The 20,506-nt window shown below is 63.4% G+C and carries 15 protein-coding genes and 1 pseudogene; 15 read left to right on the top strand and 1 reads right to left on the bottom strand.

The window, feature by feature from the left end; genetic code table 11:
• The first annotated feature begins 3 nt into the window (after positions 1-3).
• The 15 genes and pseudogenes from CJD35_RS16500 (at position 4) to CJD35_RS16570 (ending at position 19,016) form a co-directional block, all read left to right on the top strand.
• Positions 4-1,287 (top strand): NAD(P)/FAD-dependent oxidoreductase, encoded by a 1,284-nt coding sequence (locus CJD35_RS16500; protein WP_017181860.1) that lies wholly within the window; start codon positions 4-6, stop codon positions 1,285-1,287.
• Complete coding sequence (locus CJD35_RS16505; protein WP_017181861.1) at positions 1,284-2,828, top strand: ABC transporter substrate-binding protein; 1,545 nt, start codon at positions 1,284-1,286, stop codon at positions 2,826-2,828. The genes CJD35_RS16500 and CJD35_RS16505 overlap by 4 nt, the downstream gene beginning before the upstream one ends.
• Positions 2,828-3,808: an ABC transporter permease gene (locus CJD35_RS16510; protein WP_086012001.1), complete on the top strand. Its 981-nt coding sequence runs from the start codon at positions 2,828-2,830 to the stop codon at positions 3,806-3,808. Before CJD35_RS16505 ends, CJD35_RS16510 begins: the two co-directional genes overlap by 1 nt.
• A pseudogene (locus tag CJD35_RS16515) lies at positions 3,805-4,637 on the top strand (ABC transporter permease). The gene CJD35_RS16510 and the pseudogene CJD35_RS16515 overlap by 4 nt, the downstream one beginning before the upstream one ends.
• Positions 4,634-6,442 (top strand): ABC transporter ATP-binding protein, encoded by a 1,809-nt coding sequence (locus CJD35_RS16520; protein WP_095687265.1) that lies wholly within the window; start codon positions 4,634-4,636, stop codon positions 6,440-6,442. Before CJD35_RS16515 ends, CJD35_RS16520 begins: the two are co-directional and overlap by 4 nt.
• Positions 6,439-6,744 carry a (2Fe-2S)-binding protein gene (locus CJD35_RS16525; RefSeq protein WP_017181865.1) on the top strand — a complete coding sequence of 102 codons (306 nt, stop codon included), beginning with the start codon at positions 6,439-6,441 and terminating at the stop codon, positions 6,742-6,744. Before CJD35_RS16520 ends, CJD35_RS16525 begins: the two co-directional genes overlap by 4 nt.
• The gene (locus CJD35_RS16530; RefSeq protein WP_037514141.1) at positions 6,741-8,111 is read left to right on the top strand and encodes an FAD/NAD(P)-dependent oxidoreductase; all 1,371 of its coding nucleotides are present in this window, start codon (positions 6,741-6,743) and stop codon (positions 8,109-8,111) included. Before CJD35_RS16525 ends, CJD35_RS16530 begins: the two co-directional genes overlap by 4 nt.
• On the top strand, positions 8,108-9,244 hold the full coding sequence (locus CJD35_RS16535; protein WP_017181867.1) for an NAD(P)/FAD-dependent oxidoreductase: 1,137 nt from the start codon (positions 8,108-8,110) through the stop codon (positions 9,242-9,244). The genes CJD35_RS16530 and CJD35_RS16535 overlap by 4 nt, the downstream gene beginning before the upstream one ends.
• A gap of 48 nt (positions 9,245-9,292) precedes the next feature.
• Positions 9,293-12,892 (top strand): CHASE domain-containing protein, encoded by a 3,600-nt coding sequence (locus CJD35_RS16540; protein ID WP_100215193.1) that lies wholly within the window; start codon positions 9,293-9,295, stop codon positions 12,890-12,892.
• A gap of 138 nt (positions 12,893-13,030) precedes the next feature.
• Positions 13,031-13,681 (top strand): response regulator transcription factor, encoded by a 651-nt coding sequence (locus CJD35_RS16545; protein ID WP_017181869.1) that lies wholly within the window; start codon positions 13,031-13,033, stop codon positions 13,679-13,681.
• A 139-nt stretch (positions 13,682-13,820) separates the two neighbouring features.
• Positions 13,821-14,249 (top strand): DUF4402 domain-containing protein, encoded by a 429-nt coding sequence (locus CJD35_RS16550; RefSeq protein WP_241763591.1) that lies wholly within the window; start codon positions 13,821-13,823, stop codon positions 14,247-14,249.
• Positions 14,250-14,384: 135 nt separating this feature from the next.
• Complete coding sequence (locus CJD35_RS16555) at positions 14,385-14,891, top strand: DUF4402 domain-containing protein (protein WP_017181871.1); 507 nt, start codon at positions 14,385-14,387, stop codon at positions 14,889-14,891.
• A 66-nt stretch (positions 14,892-14,957) separates the two neighbouring features.
• Complete coding sequence (locus CJD35_RS16560; protein WP_086486117.1) at positions 14,958-15,425, top strand: DUF4402 domain-containing protein; 468 nt, start codon at positions 14,958-14,960, stop codon at positions 15,423-15,425.
• Between the two features lie 96 nt (positions 15,426-15,521).
• Positions 15,522-16,340: a fimbrial biogenesis chaperone gene (locus CJD35_RS16565; RefSeq protein WP_026002175.1), complete on the top strand. Its 819-nt coding sequence runs from the start codon at positions 15,522-15,524 to the stop codon at positions 16,338-16,340.
• 24 nt (positions 16,341-16,364) lie between these two features.
• Positions 16,365-19,016, top strand: coding sequence for a carboxypeptidase-like regulatory domain-containing protein (locus CJD35_RS16570; protein WP_095687266.1), 2,652 nt, complete (start codon positions 16,365-16,367; stop codon positions 19,014-19,016).
• Here CJD35_RS16570 and CJD35_RS16575 read toward each other — a convergent pair whose 3' ends face one another.
• A complete protein-coding gene (locus CJD35_RS16575) occupies positions 19,017-20,489 on the bottom strand; it encodes an aldehyde dehydrogenase family protein (RefSeq protein ID WP_026002177.1) in 1,473 nt (490 codons plus the stop codon). It abuts the gene before it with no gap.
• Between the last annotated feature and the right edge of the window lie 17 nt (positions 20,490-20,506).

Below are 20,506 nucleotides of genomic sequence, written 5' to 3' on the forward strand. Positions count from 1 at the left end.
TCGATGAACGCCTCCCCCCTCTCCTACTGGCTTGCCAGCGCGCCGCCCTTCATGGGCGGTGCGAAGGGCGGGGTCGAAGGGTCGGCTGACATCGCCATCATCGGTGGTGGCTTCACCGGCCTGTCGGCGGCCCTAGCGCTGGCGAAGCGCGGCGCAAGCATCGTTCTGCTGGAGGCGGGGAAGGTCGTGGGCGAGGCATCCGGGCGCAATGGCGGCCAGTGCAACAACGGCACCGCGCATGACTATGGCGCATTGTCGGCAAGGTTCGGCAAGCCGGTCGCCAAAGCCTGGTACAGGGCGCATTGCGACGCGGTCGATACGGTCGAGCGGCTGGCTCGCGAGGAAGGGATTGCCTGCAATTTTACCCGCTGCGGCCGGGTAAAGCTGGCGGCCAAGCCCAAACATTATGACAAGCTGGCGCGGGCGCATGACCTGCTGGCCGCGGAAGTCGATGAGCATGTGCGGCTGGTGCCCCCGGCGCGGATCGGTGACGAGGTTGGGTCCGACGCCTTTCATGGTGCGCTGATCCAGACCACAAGCGCGCAAATCCACCCTGCCCGTTTCGGGGTGGGTCTTGCTGAAGCAGCAACGAGGGCCGGCGCACATATTTTCGAAGGGGCCGAGGTCACAGGGCTTGACCGGACACAGACCGGTTGGCGGGTTGTCTCTTCACGCGGGTCCGTCGATGCAAAGCAGGTGCTGGTCGCCACGGGCGGTGCGCCTGCCGCTGCACCGTTCGGCTTCTTCCGTCGCCGGATCGTGTCGGTCGGCAGCTTCGTAATCGCGACCGAGCCGCTGGACGACGCGCTGATCGAAACGTTGCTGCCAGGACGCCGCAATTATGTGACCAGCAAGAATATCGGCAATTATTTCCGTCTGGCGCCCGACAATCGCCTGATCTTCGGCGGGCGGGCGCGCTTTGCCATCAGCGATGCCCGATCGGATTTGAAAAGCGGACGTATTCTGGAAGAGACGCTGGGGCAGATATTCCCAGCGCTCAAGGGCGTGGGCGTCGACCATGTGTGGGGCGGGATGGTGGACCTGACCGCCGACCGCCTGCCCCGCGCGGGCGAGACGGGCGGCCTTTATTATTCGATGGGCTACAGCGGCCATGGCGTGCAGATGGCGACCCATATGGGGCAGCAGATGGCGCGCGTGATGAGCGGCGAGCCCGACGCCAACCCTTGGGCCGAACTGGACTGGCCGAGCGTGCCGGGGCATTTTGGCAAGCCATGGTTCCTGCCGCTGGTTGGGCTATGGTATAAATGGCAGGATGTGATCCATTGACCGATATCTTGTCCCCCTATTCCCGCCGCGGCCTGATCGGCGCTGGCCTTGGCGTTGGCGCTGGACTGTTGCTGCCCGATAGCGCGATGTCCGCCAGCCGCCCCCGTCGGGGTGGACGCATCCGCGCCGCCGGGATGACGGCATCGACCGCCGATACGCTTGATCCCGCCAAAGGTGCGAATTCAAGCGATTATATCCGTCACTACATGTTCTACAGCCTGCTGACCCAGCTGGACCGCAACCTGATCCCCCAGTTGGAACTGGCCGAACGGATCGAGAGCAGCGACCAGATCAACTGGCATATCAGGCTGCGCAAGGGCATCACATTTCATGATGGCGCAACGCTGACGGCGCAGGATGTCGTCTGGACCCTGATGCGACACAAAAATCCGGCGACCGGATCGAAAATGGCGCAAATTGCCGAGCAGTTTGCCCAGATTCGGGCCACGAGCAAACAGGATGTGTTCATTCGCCTGACCGGCCCCAATGCCGATCTGCCCGCCATTCTTGCACAAACGCATTTCGGGATATTGCGCGAAGGGACGAGCGATTTCCGTACCGCCAACGGCACCGGCCCGTTTTTGTGCGCACAATTTCGCCCCGGCGTCCGTACGCTGGCGCGGCGCAATCCCAATTTCTGGAAGCCGGGCAAACCCTATCTGGATGAAATCGAGCTCATCAGCATTCCCGACGAGACCAGTCGGGTCAACGCATTGCTGTCGGGCGACGTCCACATCATCCTGGCGGTCAACCCGCGATCGAGCAAGCGCATCCATGCCTCGCCCCGCCACAATCTGATGGTGACACCATCGGGGCTGCACACCAACCTGATCATGCGACAGGATCGGCTGCCGACCGGAAACCCGCATTTCGTTGCAGCGATCAAATATCTGTTCGACCGCCCCCTCATAAAACGAGCGCTTTTCCGCGGCTATGCAACGATCGCCAACGATCACCCGATCCCGCCTTTCCACCCCTATTATCGCGCCGATCTGCCGCAGCGGGCGCTCGACCTGGACAAGGCGCGCTGGCACCTACAACGGGCAGGATTGAAGGGAACGCGGCTGCCGATCTATGCGTCACCCGCGGCGGAAGGATCGGTCGATATGGCATCGGTCCTGCAGGAATATGGATCGCGCATCGGCCTAAATCTGGCCGTCAATCGCGTGCCCGCCGACGGCTATTGGTCGACCCACTGGATGAAACATCCAATGGGCTTTGGCAACACCAACCCGCGTCCGACCGCCGATCTGATGTTCAGCCTGTTCTACAAGTCGGATGCGGCGTGGAATGAGAGCGGCTGGAAAAATCCGCGCTTCGACCGCCTGCTGGTGGAAGCACGCGGCGAAGCCAACCAGGCAAAGCGCAAACAGCTTTATGGCGAGATGCAAGAGCTGGTCCGCGACTATTGCGGGGTTTCCATTCCGGTTTTCATCAACCTGATCGATGCCCATGACCGGCGGTTAAAGGGCATGTATCCAATCGCCATTGGGGGCATGATGGGTTACCAATTTGCCGAACATGTCTGGTGGGAAGGCTGATGGCGGGCGCATCCTCCCGCAGCGGCATGAGCGCCGCGCTGACATTGATCGGCAAGCGGTTCGCATCATCTTTGCTGACGCTGTTGCTGGTGTCGATGACCATCTTCGTGATCGCCCAATTATTGCCCGGCGACGCGGCGCAGGAAGCGCTGGGGCAGAGCGCCACGCCGGAACAGGTCGCGGCATTGCGCCATGAAATGGGCCTCGATCGCCCGGCCCATGTACGTTATGTGAGCTGGCTTGGCGGCATGCTGACGGGCGATCCCGGTCAATCGATGGTCGCGAACATGCCGGTCGGCGAAGTCATTGAGGAGCGCTTGCCCAACAGCCTGCTGCTCGCCGCTCTGGCCGCCATGGTCGCAATCCCCGTCGCCCTGTCCATCGGCATCGGATCCGCCATGAACCGCGGCGGGCGGATAGACCGGGCGCTCAACGTCGTGACGCTCGCCATGGTGGCGGTACCCGAATTTCTGGTCGCGACCATCGCCGTGCTGATCTTTTCGGTGAAGCTGCGCTGGCTGCCGTCGATCGCGTTGGCTTCAAGCGACATGGGATGGGGCGAATATCTGCGCGGTGTGGCCATGCCGGTCCTGACATTATGCGTGATCGTTATCGCGCAGATGGCGCGGATGACGCGCGCGGCAGTGATCGACCAGATGGACCGGCCCTATGTCGAAATGGCGGTGCTGAAGGGCGTTGCGCCGGTGCGTGTCATATTGCGGCACATCATGCCCAACGCCATCGCGCCGATCGTGAACGCCATGGCATTGAGCCTGTCCTACCTGCTGGGAGGGGCGGTGATCGTGGAAACCATCTTCAACTATCCGGGGCTTGCCAGCCTGATGGTCAATGCGGTCACCAGTCGCGACATGCCGTTATTGCAGGCGTGCGCCATGATATTCTGCGCCGCCTATCTCATCCTGATGCTGATCGCGGACGTTACCGCGATCCTGGCCAACCCAAGGCTGCGGTCGCAATGATGGGCGATATCTTTCAACGGGCCAAAGCCCTACCGCTGTCGGGCAAGCTGGGGTTGGCCCTGGTCATCTTCTGGCTGGCTGTCGCGCTGTTCGGACCCATGCTGGCCCCCTATCCGGTCGGCGCGTTCGTCGCCTATGACGTGTTTGACGGCCAATCAGCGAAGTATTGGCTGGGCAGCGACTATCTGGGCCGCGATGTGCTGAGCCGGCTGATGTCGGGCGCGCGCTATACGGTGGGGCTGGCGGCGGCGGCGGCCCTGCTGGCGAGCACCAGCGGGACGGCGCTGGCGCTGACGGCGGCAGTGGGCGGGGCCAAGGTCGATGAGCCGCTTTCGCGCTTCATGGATATGCTGATTTCGATCCCCTCCAAGATATTCTCTCTGGTGCTGGTCGCTGCATTCGGGTCCTCGCTGGGGCTGCTGCTGCTGATCGCGGCCTTCACCTATATCCCCGGCAATTACCGGATCGCGCGGGCACTGGCCGTCAATCTGGCGCAGATGGATTATGTGCAGGTGGCGAAGGCGCGCGGCGAACGGCGCTTCTACATCGCGATCGCTGAAATATTGCCCAATATGATCCACCCGCTTCTGGCCGATTTCGGCCTGCGCTTCGTGTTCATCGTGCTGCTGCTGTCGGGCCTGTCCTTCCTTGGCCTTGGCGTGCAGCCCCCGACGCTGATCTGGGATCGCTGGTGCGCGAGAATATCTCCGGGCTGGGCGAAGGCGCGCTTGCGATCATAGCGCCAGCCGTTGCGATTGCGACGCTGACGGTAGGCGTGAACCTGTTGATCGATGCGATCGGCTTTTCAGGCAAGGGCAAAGGCCAATGAGCGCGACGCCCCATGTCGAGGTAAAGGGCCTGACCGTTACCGCGCGCAATGGCGCGGGCGAGATATTCCCGATCGTCAGCAACATTGATTTCGCGCTGAATCGCGGCGAAGTGCTGGCGCTGATCGGCGAGAGCGGATCGGGCAAGACGACGATCGCGCTGACGCTGCTGGGCCATGCCAGGCCTGGGGCGAAGATCGCGGAAGGGTCTATCCGGGTGGGCGAGTGCGACCTTACCAAGCTCGATCGCGGCGCGCTGGCACAATTGCGCGGCAATCGCATCGCCTATATCGCACAAAGCGCGGCATCCGCCTTCAATCCATCGCGCACCATCATGGATCAGGTGGTCGAGCCTGCGCTGATCCACAATCTGATGCCGCGCGCGGAGGCCGAGGCCAAGGCGGTCGACCTGTTCCGCGCGCTCGCAATGCCCTTTCCCGAAACGATCGGCGCGCGCTATCCGCATCAATTGTCGGGCGGACAGTTGCAGCGGTTGATGGCCGCGATGGCGCTGATCACGGATCCGGAACTGGTCATATTGGACGAACCGACGACTGCGCTGGACGTGACCACCCAGATCGAGGTGCTCCGCGCGTTCAAGACAGTAGTGCTGGAACGGGGCGCAACCGCCATCTACGTGTCGCATGACCTGGCCGTCGTCGCACAGATGGCCGACCAGATTGTCGTGCTGAGCCAGGGGCGCATCCGGGAGGCGGGCGCGGCTGCGCAGATCCTCCACGCCCCCGCGGATGACTATACCAGGACACTGATGGCCGCCGCCCGGCCCGCTATCCGCCCGGCACCCCCAAAAATTGCCCTGCCCGCCGCGCCGCTGCTGGAAATACGCGGCATGACGGCGGGCTATGGCAAGATCGGCAAGGATGGTCGTCCGCGTATTCCGGTACTGCGCGACATCAACCTGACGATCGAGCGGGGCGCGACTTTGGGCGTGATCGGCGAAAGCGGATCGGGCAAATCCACTATCGCGCGGGTCATCGCCGGGCTGCTGCCACCCGCCAGCGGGCAGGTGCTGCTGGATGGCGAAACTCTGCCGCCAGGCTTGCACGGGCGTAGTCGCGACCAGTTTCGCCGGGTGCAACTGGTGTTCCAGAATGCCGATACAGCGCTCAATCCCGCGCACAGCGTCGGCCGGATATTGACGCGACCGCTGGCCTTTTACCATGGGCTCAAGGGCAATGCGGCGCGGATGCGCGTGCTGGAGTTGCTCGATCTGATCCGCCTGCCCGCCACGCTGATCGACCAGCCGATCGGCGGCCTTTCGGGCGGCCAGAAGCAGCGGATCAACCTGGCACGGGCGCTGGCGGCCGATCCGCAACTGATCCTGTGCGACGAGGTGACGTCCGCGCTCGATACTGTCGTGGGCGCGGCGATACTGGAGCTAATGGCCGAGTTGCGCCGGGAACTGGGCATTGCGACCATGTTCATCAGCCATGACATTTCAACAGTCCGGGCGATTTGCGACGACATATTGGTGCTTTACGCCGGTACGATGGTCGAGACCGGGCCGCGTGAAGCGTTCGGCGTCGCGCCGTTCCATCCCTATACGGACCTGCTGATCGGATCGGTGCCGGAAATGCGGGCGGGATGGCTGGAGGAGAGTCATGCCGGGATCGCGCCGCCGCCGGTTGGAGGACAGGGCGATCATCCTGACCTTTGCCGTTTCCTGCCGCGGTGCCCCGCGCGGGTGGATGGGCTTTGCAATACCACGCCCCCACCCCGCCGCCCGCTCAGCAAGGGCAGCCAGATATTGTGCCATCTTGGAGATGAAAGCTTGCGTCCGTCATGAGCCGCTTCGTTCGTCTGGGTGAAATCGATCGCCCCGCTATCACCGTGCATGTCGATGGCGCCCCCGTCGGGGCGCTGGAGGGTGACACGCTGATGGTCGCATTGTTGAACCAGGGCAGCGTGCTGCGCCAGTCAGAGTTCGGGCCGGAGAAACGGGCCGGTTTCTGCCTGATGGGCGCCTGCCAGGATTGCTGGGTGTGGACCGAAAGCGGCGACCGCCTGCGCGCCTGTTCGACCCTGGCCGCATCGGGCCAGCGCATCCTGACCAGCCAGCCGGAGGCATCATGGCCGAACAACGCATGAGCCCAAGGGTCATTATCGTTGGTGCAGGGCCAGCCGGGACACGCGCGGCGCAAGCCTGCGTGCAGGCAGGCGTGCGCCCGATCCTGCTGGACGAGGGACGCCGCGACGGCGGCCAGATCTATCGCCGTCAGCCGGATAATTTCACCCGGCCCTATGCCAAGCTGTACGGCAGCGAGGCCGGTCGGGCCCAAGCGTTGCATGAAACATTCGATGGGCTGAAGAGCGCGATCGATTATCGCCCGGAAACGCTGGTGTGGAACATTGCTGGCGGGCAAGTCTGGACAGCGAGTGCGACATATGCGGACGCAATTCCGTTTGACGCATTATTGCTGTGCACTGGGGCGACCGATCGGCTGATGCCGGTCAAGGGATGGCAGTTTGCCGGCAGCTACAGCCTGGGCGGGTCGCAGGTGGCGCTCAAGAGCCAGGCGGTATCGATCGGGCACAATGTCGTGTTCATGGGATCGGGGCCGCTGCTCTATCTGGTTGCAAGCCAATATGTCGAGGCAGGCGCGAATGTCGTCGCTGTGCTCGATACAGCCCCCTACAGCGCGCGGATCAAGGCTTTGCCTGACCTGCTGGCGGTGCCGTCTGTGCTGTGGAACGGCGTCACGCTGACGATGAAATTGAAGCGCGCGGGCGTAGCCGTGCATAATGGCATCACGCCGCTGGAAATCATCGGCAACGCCGATAGCGGCGTGAGCGCCGTGCGTTTTCGCACCGGAGCGGGGACCGAACAGGACATTGTCTGCGACGCGGTGGCGATGGGGCATCATTTGCGCCCGGAAACGCAACTGGCCGATCTGGCGCGCTGCGCCTTCGCATTTGATCCAGGCACGCGGCAATGGCTGCCGGAGCGGGACAGCGATGGACGGTCGAGCGTGGCGGGCGTTTATTTGGCGGGCGACGGGGCCAAGATATTGGGCGCGCGATCAGCGGAAGCCAGTGGGCGGCTGGCGGCGCTGGCGGCACTGGCCGATCTGGGGCTGCCGGTGGACAAGGGCGAGATGGCGTCGCTGCGCGGCGATGTCGGCACCTATGCGAAATTTGCGCGGGGATTGGCGAAGGCTTTTCCATGGCCCTCGCATCAAGCATCGCAATTGCCCGACGATGCGATCTTGTGCCGGTGCGAGGGGGTGACCGCTGGCGACCTGCGCGGCATCATGCGCGAGACGGGCGCCAAGGAGGCAAACCGGGCCAAGGCGTTCAGCCGGGTCGGCATGGGGCGTTGCCAGGGCCGTTATTGCGGGCTGGCGGCGGCCGAGCTGATCGCGGCGGAAGCGGACATTCCCATTGAGCAGGTCGGCCGATTGCGCGGTCAGGCGCCGGTCAAGCCGCTGACCATAGCGATTGGAGACGATCAATGAGCGGGGCCAGCGATGTCATCATCGTGGGCGGCGGGCTGATGGGGTCATCGGCAGCACTTTTCCTGCGCGGCCATGGCCTGTCAGTAACCTTGCTGGAAACCGACCTGATCGGTCGGCAGGCAAGCGGCACCAATTTCGGCAATGTGAGGCGACAGGGGCGCCCCATCCATCAATTGCCGCTGGCCAATCGCGCCATTGCCATCTGGCGGAAATCGCGAGAATTATTGGGAGCCGATGTCGAATATCTCCAGTCCGGACATATCCGCGTCTGTTATCGCGACCGACCCGAACTGGTCGGTTCGATGGAGGATTATGCGGCAAATGCGCGCATGGAAGGGCTGGATCTGGAATTGGTGAGCGGCAATGTGCTGCGCGACAAATTTCCCTTTTTCGGGCCTGACGTGCTGGCCGGTTCCTATTCGCCAACGGATGGTCACGCCAATCCGCGCCTCGCCGCGCCTGCCTTTGCGCGGGCAGCGGCACGACTGGGCGCGGTGATCCATGAAAATACCCAGATTGTCGATGCGCAGAAGGTCGGGGAGGATTTCATCGTCACGGCAGCGGACGGGCGGACATTCCGCGCGCCTATATTGCTGGTGACGGCGGGCGCATGGGGCAATGCGTTGTCATCGCAATTTGGCGAGCCGGTGCCGATCGTCCCCAAAGGCCCGACCATGAGCGTGACAGAGCCGGTACCTTACGCCATTTTGCCGACGGTCGGCGTGATGACCCCGTTGGAGCAGGAGACGGTCTATTTCCGTCAGGTAGCGCGGGGCAATATCGTACTAGGCGGCAGCACGCGCGGACCATCCTTCCCCGACCAGTATCGCGCCTATGTCGAGCCGCAAAATACGGTGAGTCAGTTGAAGCATATAAGGCGGCTCGCCCCGTCGCTGGGCAGGCTCAACATCATCCGCGTCTGGTCCGGGATCGAGGGCTATATGCCCGACAGTCAGCCGGTGATGGGACCGAGCGCGACAACCAGCGGGCTATATTATGCGTTCGGCTTTTCAGGATCGGGTTTCCAGATCGGGCCGGGCGTGGGCGAGACGATGGCGGAGATCATCGCGAAGGGCGCGACCGACATCCCGACCGAACCCTATCGCGTCGAACGGTTCGCTACCCAGGCCTGACATAGACAGGCTGACATTGCCGATTGCGCGCCACGCCCTATAAGCGCGATGTCAGACAGGGCAGAAGCGCGCCGCCCTGCCTGCGCCGGGGGCAGGATGGAACAACAGGACAGCCGGGCATCGACCGGTAGTGACGAAACTTTGCGCGCGGGTCTTTTCGCGCAGCGCATCGCGGCGCTGAATGCCGCGTTGGCGCTGGCCTATTGCGTCGTCGGGTGGCTGGGCCTGAAAATGGCGATCCCGCCCGGCTATGCGACAGTAATCTGGCCGGCGTCGGGTATCGCCGTGTCCGCTATCCTGGTTTTCGGACGTACGCTATGGCCGGGCGTTGCGATCGGCGCGTTTCTTGTCAATGTCGCGATCGGCATGATGCGACTGGAAACGGCAGGCCTGCCGCTGATCCTGTCCAACGCGCTGTGTATTGCAATCGGATCGACCTTGCAGGCATTGGTCGCCGCCTGCATCGTACGTAAGCGCTTCGGGAGGCCAATCCAGTTGACGTCGGCATGGGATGTAGCGCTGATGGCGGCGCTGATCTGTCCGCTGGCCTGCGTCATCGCGCCCAGCATCGGCGTCACCATTTTGTACCTGAACCACTCCATCCCTGCGACCGCCATTGCCGAAAGCTGGGCGACATGGTGGACATGTGATCTGCTGGGGGTGTTGATCGTCACCCCGGTCATCATGCTCGGTCCCTGGAAGGGATGGCGCATATTGTGGCGCGGCGAGCCGATCGCGCATTATACCGCGACGATGAGCGCGGTCATGATGGTCATGATCGGTGGCACGTTGACCGCATGGAAGGTCACGTCCGAATTCGTCCATGACCGCAACCAGGCAAGCTTTGCCGTGCTGGCGCATGAAAATGAGCGGGCATTGCGATACCGGCTGGAAGCCTATTCCCGCAGCCTGGACGGCGCCGCGGCGCTATTTGCCGCGTCGGACGAGATAACCCCGGACGATTGGCGCGCCTATGTCGCGGCGCTGAACATGGGCACATTCCTGCCCGGTCTGAACGGCATGGGCTATATCCGTCCCGTGACACCTGCGACGCTGCCCGCGTTTATGCGCGCGCAGACGCAGCGTTTCCCCGGCTATCGCATCCATCCCGACAGCAACGCCCCCCTGCGCGGCGTGATCGCCCAGATCGAACCGATAGCCACCAACCGCGCCGCCATGGGGCTGGACATATTGGCCGAAGCCCGGCGGCGATCCGCCGCGCTGCACGCGCGCGACACCGGCAAGGCGACGATCACCCGGCGCATCATATTGGTGCAGGATGCGCAAAAGCGCCCCGGATTCCTGCTGTTGCGGCCTCTCTATCAGCCCGGCCTGCCCCATGTGACCGTGGAGGAGCGACGCAAGGCCCTGGTCGCGTGGATCTATGCGCCGTTCATCGCCAACCGCCTGATGGAGGGCTTGACGCAAAGTCAGGGACGGTCGCTGGACATCCATATTTTCGATGGTCCTGTGACGGCCGATGATGACACTATTTATGCCAGCGCTGCCAAGGGGAACCATCGACCCAAATATAGCGTAACCCGCACGCTGTTGCTGATGGAGCAGAGATGGACGGTGCGCTGGACCAGCACGCCCCAGTTTGAGCAAAGCGTATCGACGAGCGAAGGCTGGCTGGTGCTGCTTTGCGGGCTGGCGATCAGCTGGATATTCGGCATATTGACGCTGTCCTACATCCGGCGCGAAGCCTATGCGTTGCAGCAGGTGGAGATCAAGACCAGCGAATTGATGGAGCGCGAAACGGTGCTCCAGCAGGCGGTGAGCGCGCTGGAGGAAAGCGAACGGCATTTTTCCGCGCTGGCCAGCCTGTCACCTGCCGGAATTTTCCGCACGGATGATCTGGGCTTTTGCAATTTCGCCAATGACGCCTGGCTGAAAACCACTGGCCTGTCGCCCGACGCGGTCATGGGCGTTGGCTGGATGGCGGCGATCCACCCCCATGATCGTGAGAAGATACGGGCGCAATGGCGGACCGCCATGTCGCAAGGGCGGACATGGCGAGTGGAATTGCGCTTCTGCCACAGCGATGGCGGCATTTGCTGGGTCGACCTGATCTGCGGCCCGGAGGTCGATACGCAAGGGCAGTTGATCGGCCTGATCGGGGTTGGCACCGACATCACGCGGCGCAAGGATCTGGAACAGGAGAATGAGGCAGCGCTGGTGCGCGCTGAACAGGCGGCCAATGCCAAGGCCGTTTTCCTGGCGAATATGAGCCATGAGATCCGCACGCCGATGAACGGCGTTATCGGCTTTACCGAATTGCTGTTGCATGATGAGCCGCGCCATGCGCAGCGCACCAAGCTGGAGCTCATCCTGGAATCCAGCCAGTCGATGATGGAATTGCTGAACGACATATTGGATTTTTCACGGATCGAGGCGGGACAGATGGTGCTGGAACCCGAACCTGTGAACCTTCAGAAGAAGTTGCAGTCGAGCGTTGCCGCACTCCATGCGCTGGCCGAACGCAAGGGGCTGCCCGTGTCCGTCATCGTCGACCCGGCCTTGCCGCAGATGATCCTGTGCGACCGGTTGCGATTGCGCCAGATCATCGTCAACCTGTTGGCCAACGCGATCAAATTCACCCATGAAGGGCATATCATCATCCGGGCGATCAGGCTGCCCGATGCCGTGTTGCGCATAGAGGTGGAGGATACCGGCATCGGCATCGCCCATGACCGGCAGACCGCGATATTTCGGGAATTTGTCCAGGCGCATGGGGCGGCGGCACAGCGCCATGGGGGTTCGGGCCTTGGCCTGGCGATCTGCGACAAGCTGGCGCGGTTGATGGGCGGACAGGTCGTGCTGCGCAGCAATCCGGGCGAGGGCACGATCGTCGCGCTTCAGATACCGCTGGTAGCCGCAGAGGGCGAAGCGATGGCGCCCGCGCCCACCATGATGGATCCACCGGTCAGGGCCACCATCGCGCGCCGCATCCTGCTGGTCGAGGACCATGACATCAATCAGTTGCTGGTGTCGGAGATGCTGGAGCGGCTGGGCCATGAAGTCGCCATTGCCTCCAACGGTGCCGAAGCGATCGCCATGGTCGATGACGCCCATGCGCGGGGTTTGCCCTACGCGCTGGTGTTGATGGACCTGCGCATGCCGCACATGGACGGGATGACAGCGACGCGCACGTTGCGCAGGCGTGGCTATGGTCCAGACCGGCTGCCGATCATCGCGATCAGCGCGAATGCCTATGCGGACGATATTACGGCCTGTCTCGATGCGGGCATGCAGGGCCATGTGGCCAAGCCGGTCAGGATGAGCGATTTGCAGGCGGCACTGAAGCCGTGGTTGCGCGTGGAAAACGACCATCGGATGCTGACAGGATCGGCGCCGTCCCCCGAACTGGCGCGCATGTATCGCCAGCGGCTGGATAATATCGCCGCACTATTCGCCGATGCCGCCGCGCCCGATGGACTGACGAGCGAGACAAAGGCGCAGTTGCGCAACGCCATGCACCAGTTGGCCGGGACGGCCGGCCTGTTTGAGAGCGCAACGACCAGCAGCGCGCTACGCGAGATTTATGAGGCGCTGGAAGCGTGGTCCGACGAGCAATGGCGAGACCTGATTCGCGGGGCAGCCGAACGATTCACGCTGATCACAGGCCAGCCAGAAAGGGCTTTGTAACGCTACAAATGCTGGCTAGAGCTATTTAGTCCCTCTGCGGAACACCTGCCGCCGCATTTACCCATCACGGCGCTTGATGGCGGGATATAGTTGGGTTAGCGCGCATGTATAACAAATGTTTAACAAGCTGGGGTCGACGTGATACATAAGGTTTATGTCGTCGATGACGACGAACTAACATGCGTCGCGTTGCGCGACCTGCTCGAAATCGTGCCGGGGGTCGATGTCGAGATGTTTGCGTCGGGCCAGGATTTCCTCGACGCCATGCCGGTTGCTGGCGGGCTTTTGCTGATGGACGTCTATATGCCCGGCCTGGACGGGTTTGAGACAGTCGCGAAGCTGGGAGCGAGGCGCAGCCAATTTCCCACCATCATGATGTCGGGCCGGGGCGAAATCCGTCAGGCGGTGCAGGCGATGAAGATGGGCGCGATCGATTATCTGGAAAAGCCGTGTCAGCCGCAGACGCTTTATGCAGCGGTCAAGGCTGGCCTGGGCCAATTGAAAACGGTGCTTGATGACCAAAGCGCCAATACCGAAGCGCAGCAGCGCATTGCCAGCCTGACCGAGCGGGAAAGCGAACTGCTGCGCCTGCTGGTCAGCGGTATGACCAACAAGGATGCTGCCGAGCAGATGGCGATAAGCGTGAGGACGGCGGAAGCCCATCGCGCCAAGATCATGCTGAAGCTGGGCGCGGACAATTTCACCGAAGTCATGCGGCTGGCCTATGCGTCGGGCTTTGCCACGCTGAGCCCGGACAACGGCCCGCCGCCCGTGCTACAACAGGCTTAACGTTGCGGTAAGCATTTGTGCTTACGTATTTATACCAATTCGCGGGCATAACGGCGTAATGCGGGATGGCAGCATCATTTCATACCCCTTGATGCGGGTCATCCTGTTCGCCGGAGTCATGGCTTGTTCCAGCCTTGCCATGGGTCAAACAGCGAATGCCGCCTCCGGCGGCGCGGCGGTGACGATCTTGCGATCGCTATCGGCGACCCAGGAAGAATCGCTCGATTTCGGGCGTATTCTTCCTGCGGCGCAGGACGGGATCGTGACGGTGCGGCCTGATGGCGGGACCGATTGCAGCGCCGCAATGCTGTGCCTGGGCAAAGGGAAGCCTGCCCTGTTCCGGTTGACGGGCTCAGACTCGTCATTGTTCGTATCGATCGACCCGGCAGTCGCGATGATGGGACCGGATGCCGCGAGTCTGATGGTGACCCTGTTGCCATCCGGGCCTGTGGCGACGGCGAGTCGCGCTGGGGCATCCTATGCGGTGGGTGGACAGATGATCGTGACGGCGGGGACGCCGCCGGGCAGCTATGCCGGGCAATATAATATTAGCTTTGAATATCAGTAATTTAGGATATATTCCCTGGTCATTTCGATGGTTAATGGCGGCTTTACCATGCCCATTAGCCTTAGATAGACGGACATTTCCTATCCATGCCTCTGTCGGAGCTGGAATGCCGACGCTGACCAAGGGGTATATCACATGACCAATAAATCCGTTCAGGCCCTGGGCCTGACTGCCATGCTGTTTGCGGGCGCTGCGCTCTCGATCGAACCGGCCCACGCTGCATCCGCCACGGGCGATGCGACGGTTAAGATCCTGCGCGCCATCACCGTCACCAAATCGTCGGACCTGGACTTTGGCAAGATCGTGCCGTCGGCCGCTGCTGCGACCGTCGCCATCGCCGAAGACAATAGCCGCGTGTGCGGCAGCGGCCTGTCCTGCTTCGGCACCACCACCGCGGGCGCCTTTGCCGTCGTCGGCGCCGCGAATGAGACCGTGACCGTGGCGATCGACAATCCGTCGATCACGCTGACCGATGGCGGATCGAACAGCATGGCGGTGTTGCTTGCCACGACGACGTCGGCAATGACCCTGTCCGGCACGGGCGATGGCAGCTTCAAGGTTGCCGGCACGCTCAATGTCGGCGCCAATCAGGCCGCCGGCACCTATTCGGGCCAATATGCGGTTTCGGTTTCCTATCAGTAAATCACGGTCGGCGGGGGCGGCGCATAAGCGCCGCACCCACGCCGATGCCGAAGGGAGGACGGGGCAATGCGTGCAATATCCGCCATGGCGGCGATTGCCCTGAGCCTGTCCCCCCTGCCCGGCCATATGGCCCATGCCGACACGCGCAAGCAGGCGCCGATTGTCGAGGCGGCCACAGACATCAGTTTCGGGACGATCGCCGCCAGCGCTGCCGGCGGCACGATAGAGCTGACGCCATCTGGCACTGTGCGCTGCTCAGCAGGGCTGCAATGCCTGGGCGGTGAGCGGGCCGGGCTATTCTATGTCACCGGTCCCAAAGATTATATGGTCGGCATCATGCTGGCCCCTGCGCAACTGACCAACGGCCGTGGCGAAAGCATGACGGCCCTTCCCAAAGCGTCGCAATCGACGATGGTGCTGGATCCTGGCAAGCGCAAAAACAAGTTTAGCGTCGGCGGCAAGCTGACCCTGTCGGCGGCGCAGCCCGAAGGCGCGTACACCGGCAGTTATGAAGTGATGGTCGAATATTTCTGACCCCACTCCGCATGGTTAGCGAGTTGCTAACCTATTTTCGTCATCTTTGCCCATTGCGGCCCGCTGGACACGAAGCCGCTGACATGGGGTAATGATATGAAATGCACAATGATGATGGCGGCGATTGTCGCCAGCCATGCGCTTGCGCCGACCATGGCGCAGGCTGCCGCCGGCGACCTGCTGGTCGCGCCGACCCGCCTGATCATGGGCGCCAATAGCGGCGGCGAGGTCGTGGTCAACAATACCGGCGACAAGGCGACGACATATCGCATATCGCTGGTGCTGCGGAAGATGACCGAACAAGGCACGATCGAATCGGTCGATGAGGCCACTGCGTCGCAGCGCGATGCCGCAGCGCTGGACCTGATCACTTATGCACCGCGCAAAATCACGCTGGCGCCGCAACAGTCGCAGACGGTTCGGATCGGCGTGCGGGTGCCGCCGACCATGCCGGGTGGCGAATATCGCGCGCACCTGCTGTTCCGCGCGGTGCCTGACGTCGCCGATGCCGCCGCGCCGCAACCTGCCGCTGACGGTATGTCGATTAGCCTGACGCCAATTTACGGCGTCACCATTCCCGTCATCGTGCGCGTGGGCGAGCCGAAAGGCAGCGCCAGCCTGAACAACGCCCGTCTGAGCGTACAGGAGGGACAGGCGCAACTGGACGTCGACCTGATGCGTGCGGGCGAACGATCCGTCTATGGGACGCTGGAATTGATGCAGGCCGACGGTAAAACGCCGATCGCCACGATCAAGGGGATCGCCGCCTATCCGGAAGTGGCGCAGCGGCACATCATGCTGCCGGTGGACCGGGCTGCGCTGGCACGCGTGAGCGGGCCGCTCAAGGTGCGGTTCGTCGAGACGGACCCCGCGGCGGGCGGCGCAGTGAGCGAAACAGCCGTGGCGCGACCCTGACACCAGACCACAGGTCCATATCCCATGAACGCGCGGCCCCGGCTGTGGCGTGTTTTGCTGTCATGCCTGCTGGTCCTGCTGCTGTTGCGCGCGGGGCCGGCGATGGCAGCGGCCGCCCTGCTGTCCGCCGACGACGCGCTGTTGTTCGATGCGCGGGTCGGGTCATTGTCCGTCGGCAACGGCATTCGCGGCTTCACGGTCGAGGATGCCATCTGCCTGGATATGGGCGATGTGATCGAGGCACTGAAGATTGCCGTGGTGCCGAGCGAGGACAAGCGCCGGGCACAAGGTTGGGCTTTTGACGAGGCGCGGCATATCGCCATCGACCGCGATACTGGCGAGGCGCGGTTCGGGACGGAATATATGCGGCTGGGCGCAAATGACATTCATGACAGCCGGTCGGGATGGTGCGTTGATACCCAGGCGCTGGGCCGATGGCTGGGCGTTACATTTGATGCCGACACGACCAACGCGATCCTGACCATCACGTCCCCCGCGCCGCTGCCCATCGAAGCCGCGTTGCGCCGGACAGCGGCGGCCGAGCGGCTGGCGACGAAAACGCAACCACAGACAGCGGGGCTGGAGAAGCACCGCTTCCCCTATCGGCTATGGCGCATGCCCGCGCTCGATGCATCATTGGCCGCCGGGTGGCAGCGCGACGCGAAGGGCGCGCAGGTGCGAACGACACGATATGAAATGCTGGCGTCGGGCGAACTGGCCTATGCGTCTGCCGAAGCGCGGCTGGCGTCCGATGCGAACGCCATGCCGGACAGTTTGCGGCTGCGTCTCTACCGGGCCGATCCCGACGGGCAATTGCTGGGGCCGTTGGCCGCGACTCAGGCGGCCATCGGGGATGTGGACAGTTTTGCCATCCACCTTGTTGCCGGATCAGCCAGTGGACGCGGCGTGGCGCTGACCAACCGGCCGCTCGATGCCATTGGCGAATTTGACAAGGTGGCGCTGACTGGCCTGCTACCGCAGGGGTGGGACGCGGAACTCTATCGCAACGGCGAATTGCTCCGCGTGGTCCCGGCGGATGCGGATGGACGCTATGCCTTTCGCGATATTGCGTTGCGCCATGGCGTCAATGTGCTGGAAGTCGTCCGCTATGGCCCGCAAGGGCAGGTCAGACGTGAACGGCGAGTCTATAATATCGCGGCGCAATCGCCGGGGCCGGGCGAGACCTGGTGGTCCACCAATATCGTGCAGGGCAATCATGATCTGCTGCGTTTCGGCACGAGTCGGCAAACCCCGGCATCGGGATGGCGCGGCAGCATGGCCGTCGACCATGGACTGGGCCGGGGAACGTCGATCGGCGCCGCGATCGTACGTGCGCCCTCATCAGATGGCAGCGCCGATTATGGCCATCTAAACCTGCGCGGCGGGTTGGGTGGAATGCTGGGCGAAGTGTCCTGGGCAGGCCGCAGGGGCGGCGGATCGGCCATGCGCGCTTCTGTCGTGGGCGATCTGTTCAAGACCAGCATAGCGGTAGAGGCTGTCCATAATCGCGGGTTGCGATCCGAACGGATGGACCCTGCACTGCGGTCCTATGTCGGGGTAGCGCTCGACCGGCCGGTCCATGCAGCCGGTCTGATCCTGCCACTGCATTTCGACCTGCGCTCGACCCGGCAGCAGAGCGGACAGGGGGTAGAGGCGAATGGCCGCCTGTCGGTTGCGACGCGCAGCGTGGCAGCCAGTCTGGTGGGTGGATGGAGCCGGTTCCAGTCGAGCGACGGCATGGCCCGCGAGAGTGCGACAGCCGGGCTGCTGGTCAGCGGGCGGGCCGGCAAGGTGAGGTTGCGGGGCGAGGTCCATTGGCGACTGAAGCCCGATCCCACGTTGATGGGGGTCCAGCTGACCGCGAACCGGGCGCTGGGGGCAACCGACATGGTGCAGATTTCCGCCAATTATGCGGCGGGCGAGAAAAAGGTCGCGATCGATGCGGCCTATGCGCGCGATTTCGGCCCGGCGGCGCTGACGCTGAACCTGTCGGGCGACAGCCGCCGGGCGGTGGCGATCGGCCTGGGACTGACGTTCAGCGTAGGCCCAGGCGCGAACGGACGGTTTGGCCGGGTACGTTCCGCGTCGCAGGCGCGAGGCGGCGGATTGCTGGTGCGAGCCTTTCGCGATCTGGACGGCAATGGACGGCGCGATGCGGGCGAACCGCCCTTTGCCGACCCGGTCGGGGTACTGGTGAACGATCTGCCGTTACCCGCCCGGTTGCGCGGGGAAGAGGCACGGGACATCGAGCTGGACGGGCTAAGCCCCGCTACCCCGATCAAGATTGCGCTGGACGAAGCATCATTGTCCGATCCGTTCGATATACCAAGCAATCCGGGCGTCCTTGTGACCCCGCGCGCTGGGCTGCACGAAGTGGTCGAACTGGGCGTATCGCCTTCAGCCTCGGTCGAAGGGACGCTGGCGATGAACGGGCGGGCGCTGGCGGGCGAGACGATCGAGTTGCTGACGATGGATGGTACAAGCGCCTATCGCGCGCGCACGGAGTTTGACGGCATGTTCAGTTTCGAGCGGGTTCGGTACGGCCGCTATCGGCTGAAGGTGGCGCAGGGCCGCCACCCACAGGTCGAGCAGATCGTCGAACTGGGCCAAGCCCGCAGCATGGCGCGGCTGGGCGTCATCGATGTCGGCACTGTGCAGCGCATGGCGGCGCGCTGATCAGAATTCGACGAGCGCCACCTTGGTCTTGAGATTGGCGACATAGGCTTCGCGGCCCAGATCCTTGCCGATGCCAGATTGCTTGAAGCCGCCCGTCGGCAGGATGAAGTCGTTGCTGCGGCCATAGCGGTTGACCCAGACAGTGCCGGCCTCCAGCGCGCGGGTGGCGCGCAGGGCGCGGCTGAGGTCGCCGGTATGGACGCCCGCGGCCAGCCCATAATTGCTGTCATTGGCCAACGCATAGGCTTCCCCTTCGTCGGCGAAGGTCTGGACGGTCAGCACCGGTCCGAAAATCTCACTCTGCACCGCCTCACTATGCTGCGCAGCATTTTGCAGCAACGTGGGCAGGAAATAGCTGCCATCCTGCGGCGCCGTGGCGCGTGTACCGCCCGCAAGCACCTGTGCGCCATCAGTGACGGCGCGCTGAACGATACCGTCGATCCGATCGAGCTGGCCATCGGAGATGATCGGGCCAAGCGTACTGTAGCTGGCCCAGGTTGGTCCCGGCTTGTGCGCCGCAAAGGCCGCCATGATGCGATCGATGACCTGATCGGCAACCTTGTCCTGCACCAGCAGGCGCGACCCTGCGACGCAGACCTGCCCGGCATTGAGCGTGATCGCGCGCGCGACGATGGCGGATGCCTTGTCCAAGCCTGCATCGGCGAAGATGATCTGCGGGCTTTTGCCGCCCAGTTCCAGCGTCACCGGCTTGGGGCCGGTCTGGGCGCAGGCGGTCATGATCGCCGCGCCCGTCGCGGTTGACCCGGTGAAGGTGACCTTGGCGATCTCAGGACGCCGCACCAGCGGATCGCCAACGCTTCGTCCGTCACCCTGAACGATGTTGAAAATGCCGGCGGGCAAGCCAGCCTCGATCGCCAGTTCCGCCAGCCGCACGATGCTGAACGGCGTCATTTCCGACGGCTTCAGCACGATGCTGTTGCCTGCCGCGATGGCGGGCGCGATTTTCCATGCGGCCATGACCAGCGGCAGGTTCCACGGCGCGATCGCAGCGACCACGCCATAGGGTTCGTGGATGGTAAGGCCCAGCTTGTCCGGTGTGGTCGATGCGACTTCGCCGCCAATCTTGTCCGCCCATTCGGCAAAGAAGCGGACGGTTTCAGCGGTATAGCTCACGTCCCAGGCGCGAATTTCGTGCATCATGCGCGTGGAGCCAAGCGCCTCCAGCGGTGCGAGCGTTTCCATGTCGCCATCAATAAGGTCAGCCCAGCGGCGCAGCACCCGCATCCGACCGCGCGGGTCAGTCTGCGCCCAGCCGCTGCTTTTATAGGCGCGCTGCGCGTCCTCGACCGCCTGCGCCAACTGCGCATCATCGACACTGTCGAGATCGGCATAGATCCGCCCGTCCGAGGGGCGCCGCACGGGAATCGCCTGTCCGCGCCCGACAACACGCCGTCCCCCGATAAAATTGCTGCCCTGCGGCAAGACGATGAGATCGGGGTTGAAAATGTCCACAGCGCAGCTTTCCTTCA

Source organism: Sphingobium xenophagum (genome assembly GCF_002288285.1).
Lineage (GTDB): Bacteria > Pseudomonadota > Alphaproteobacteria > Sphingomonadales > Sphingomonadaceae > Sphingobium > Sphingobium xenophagum.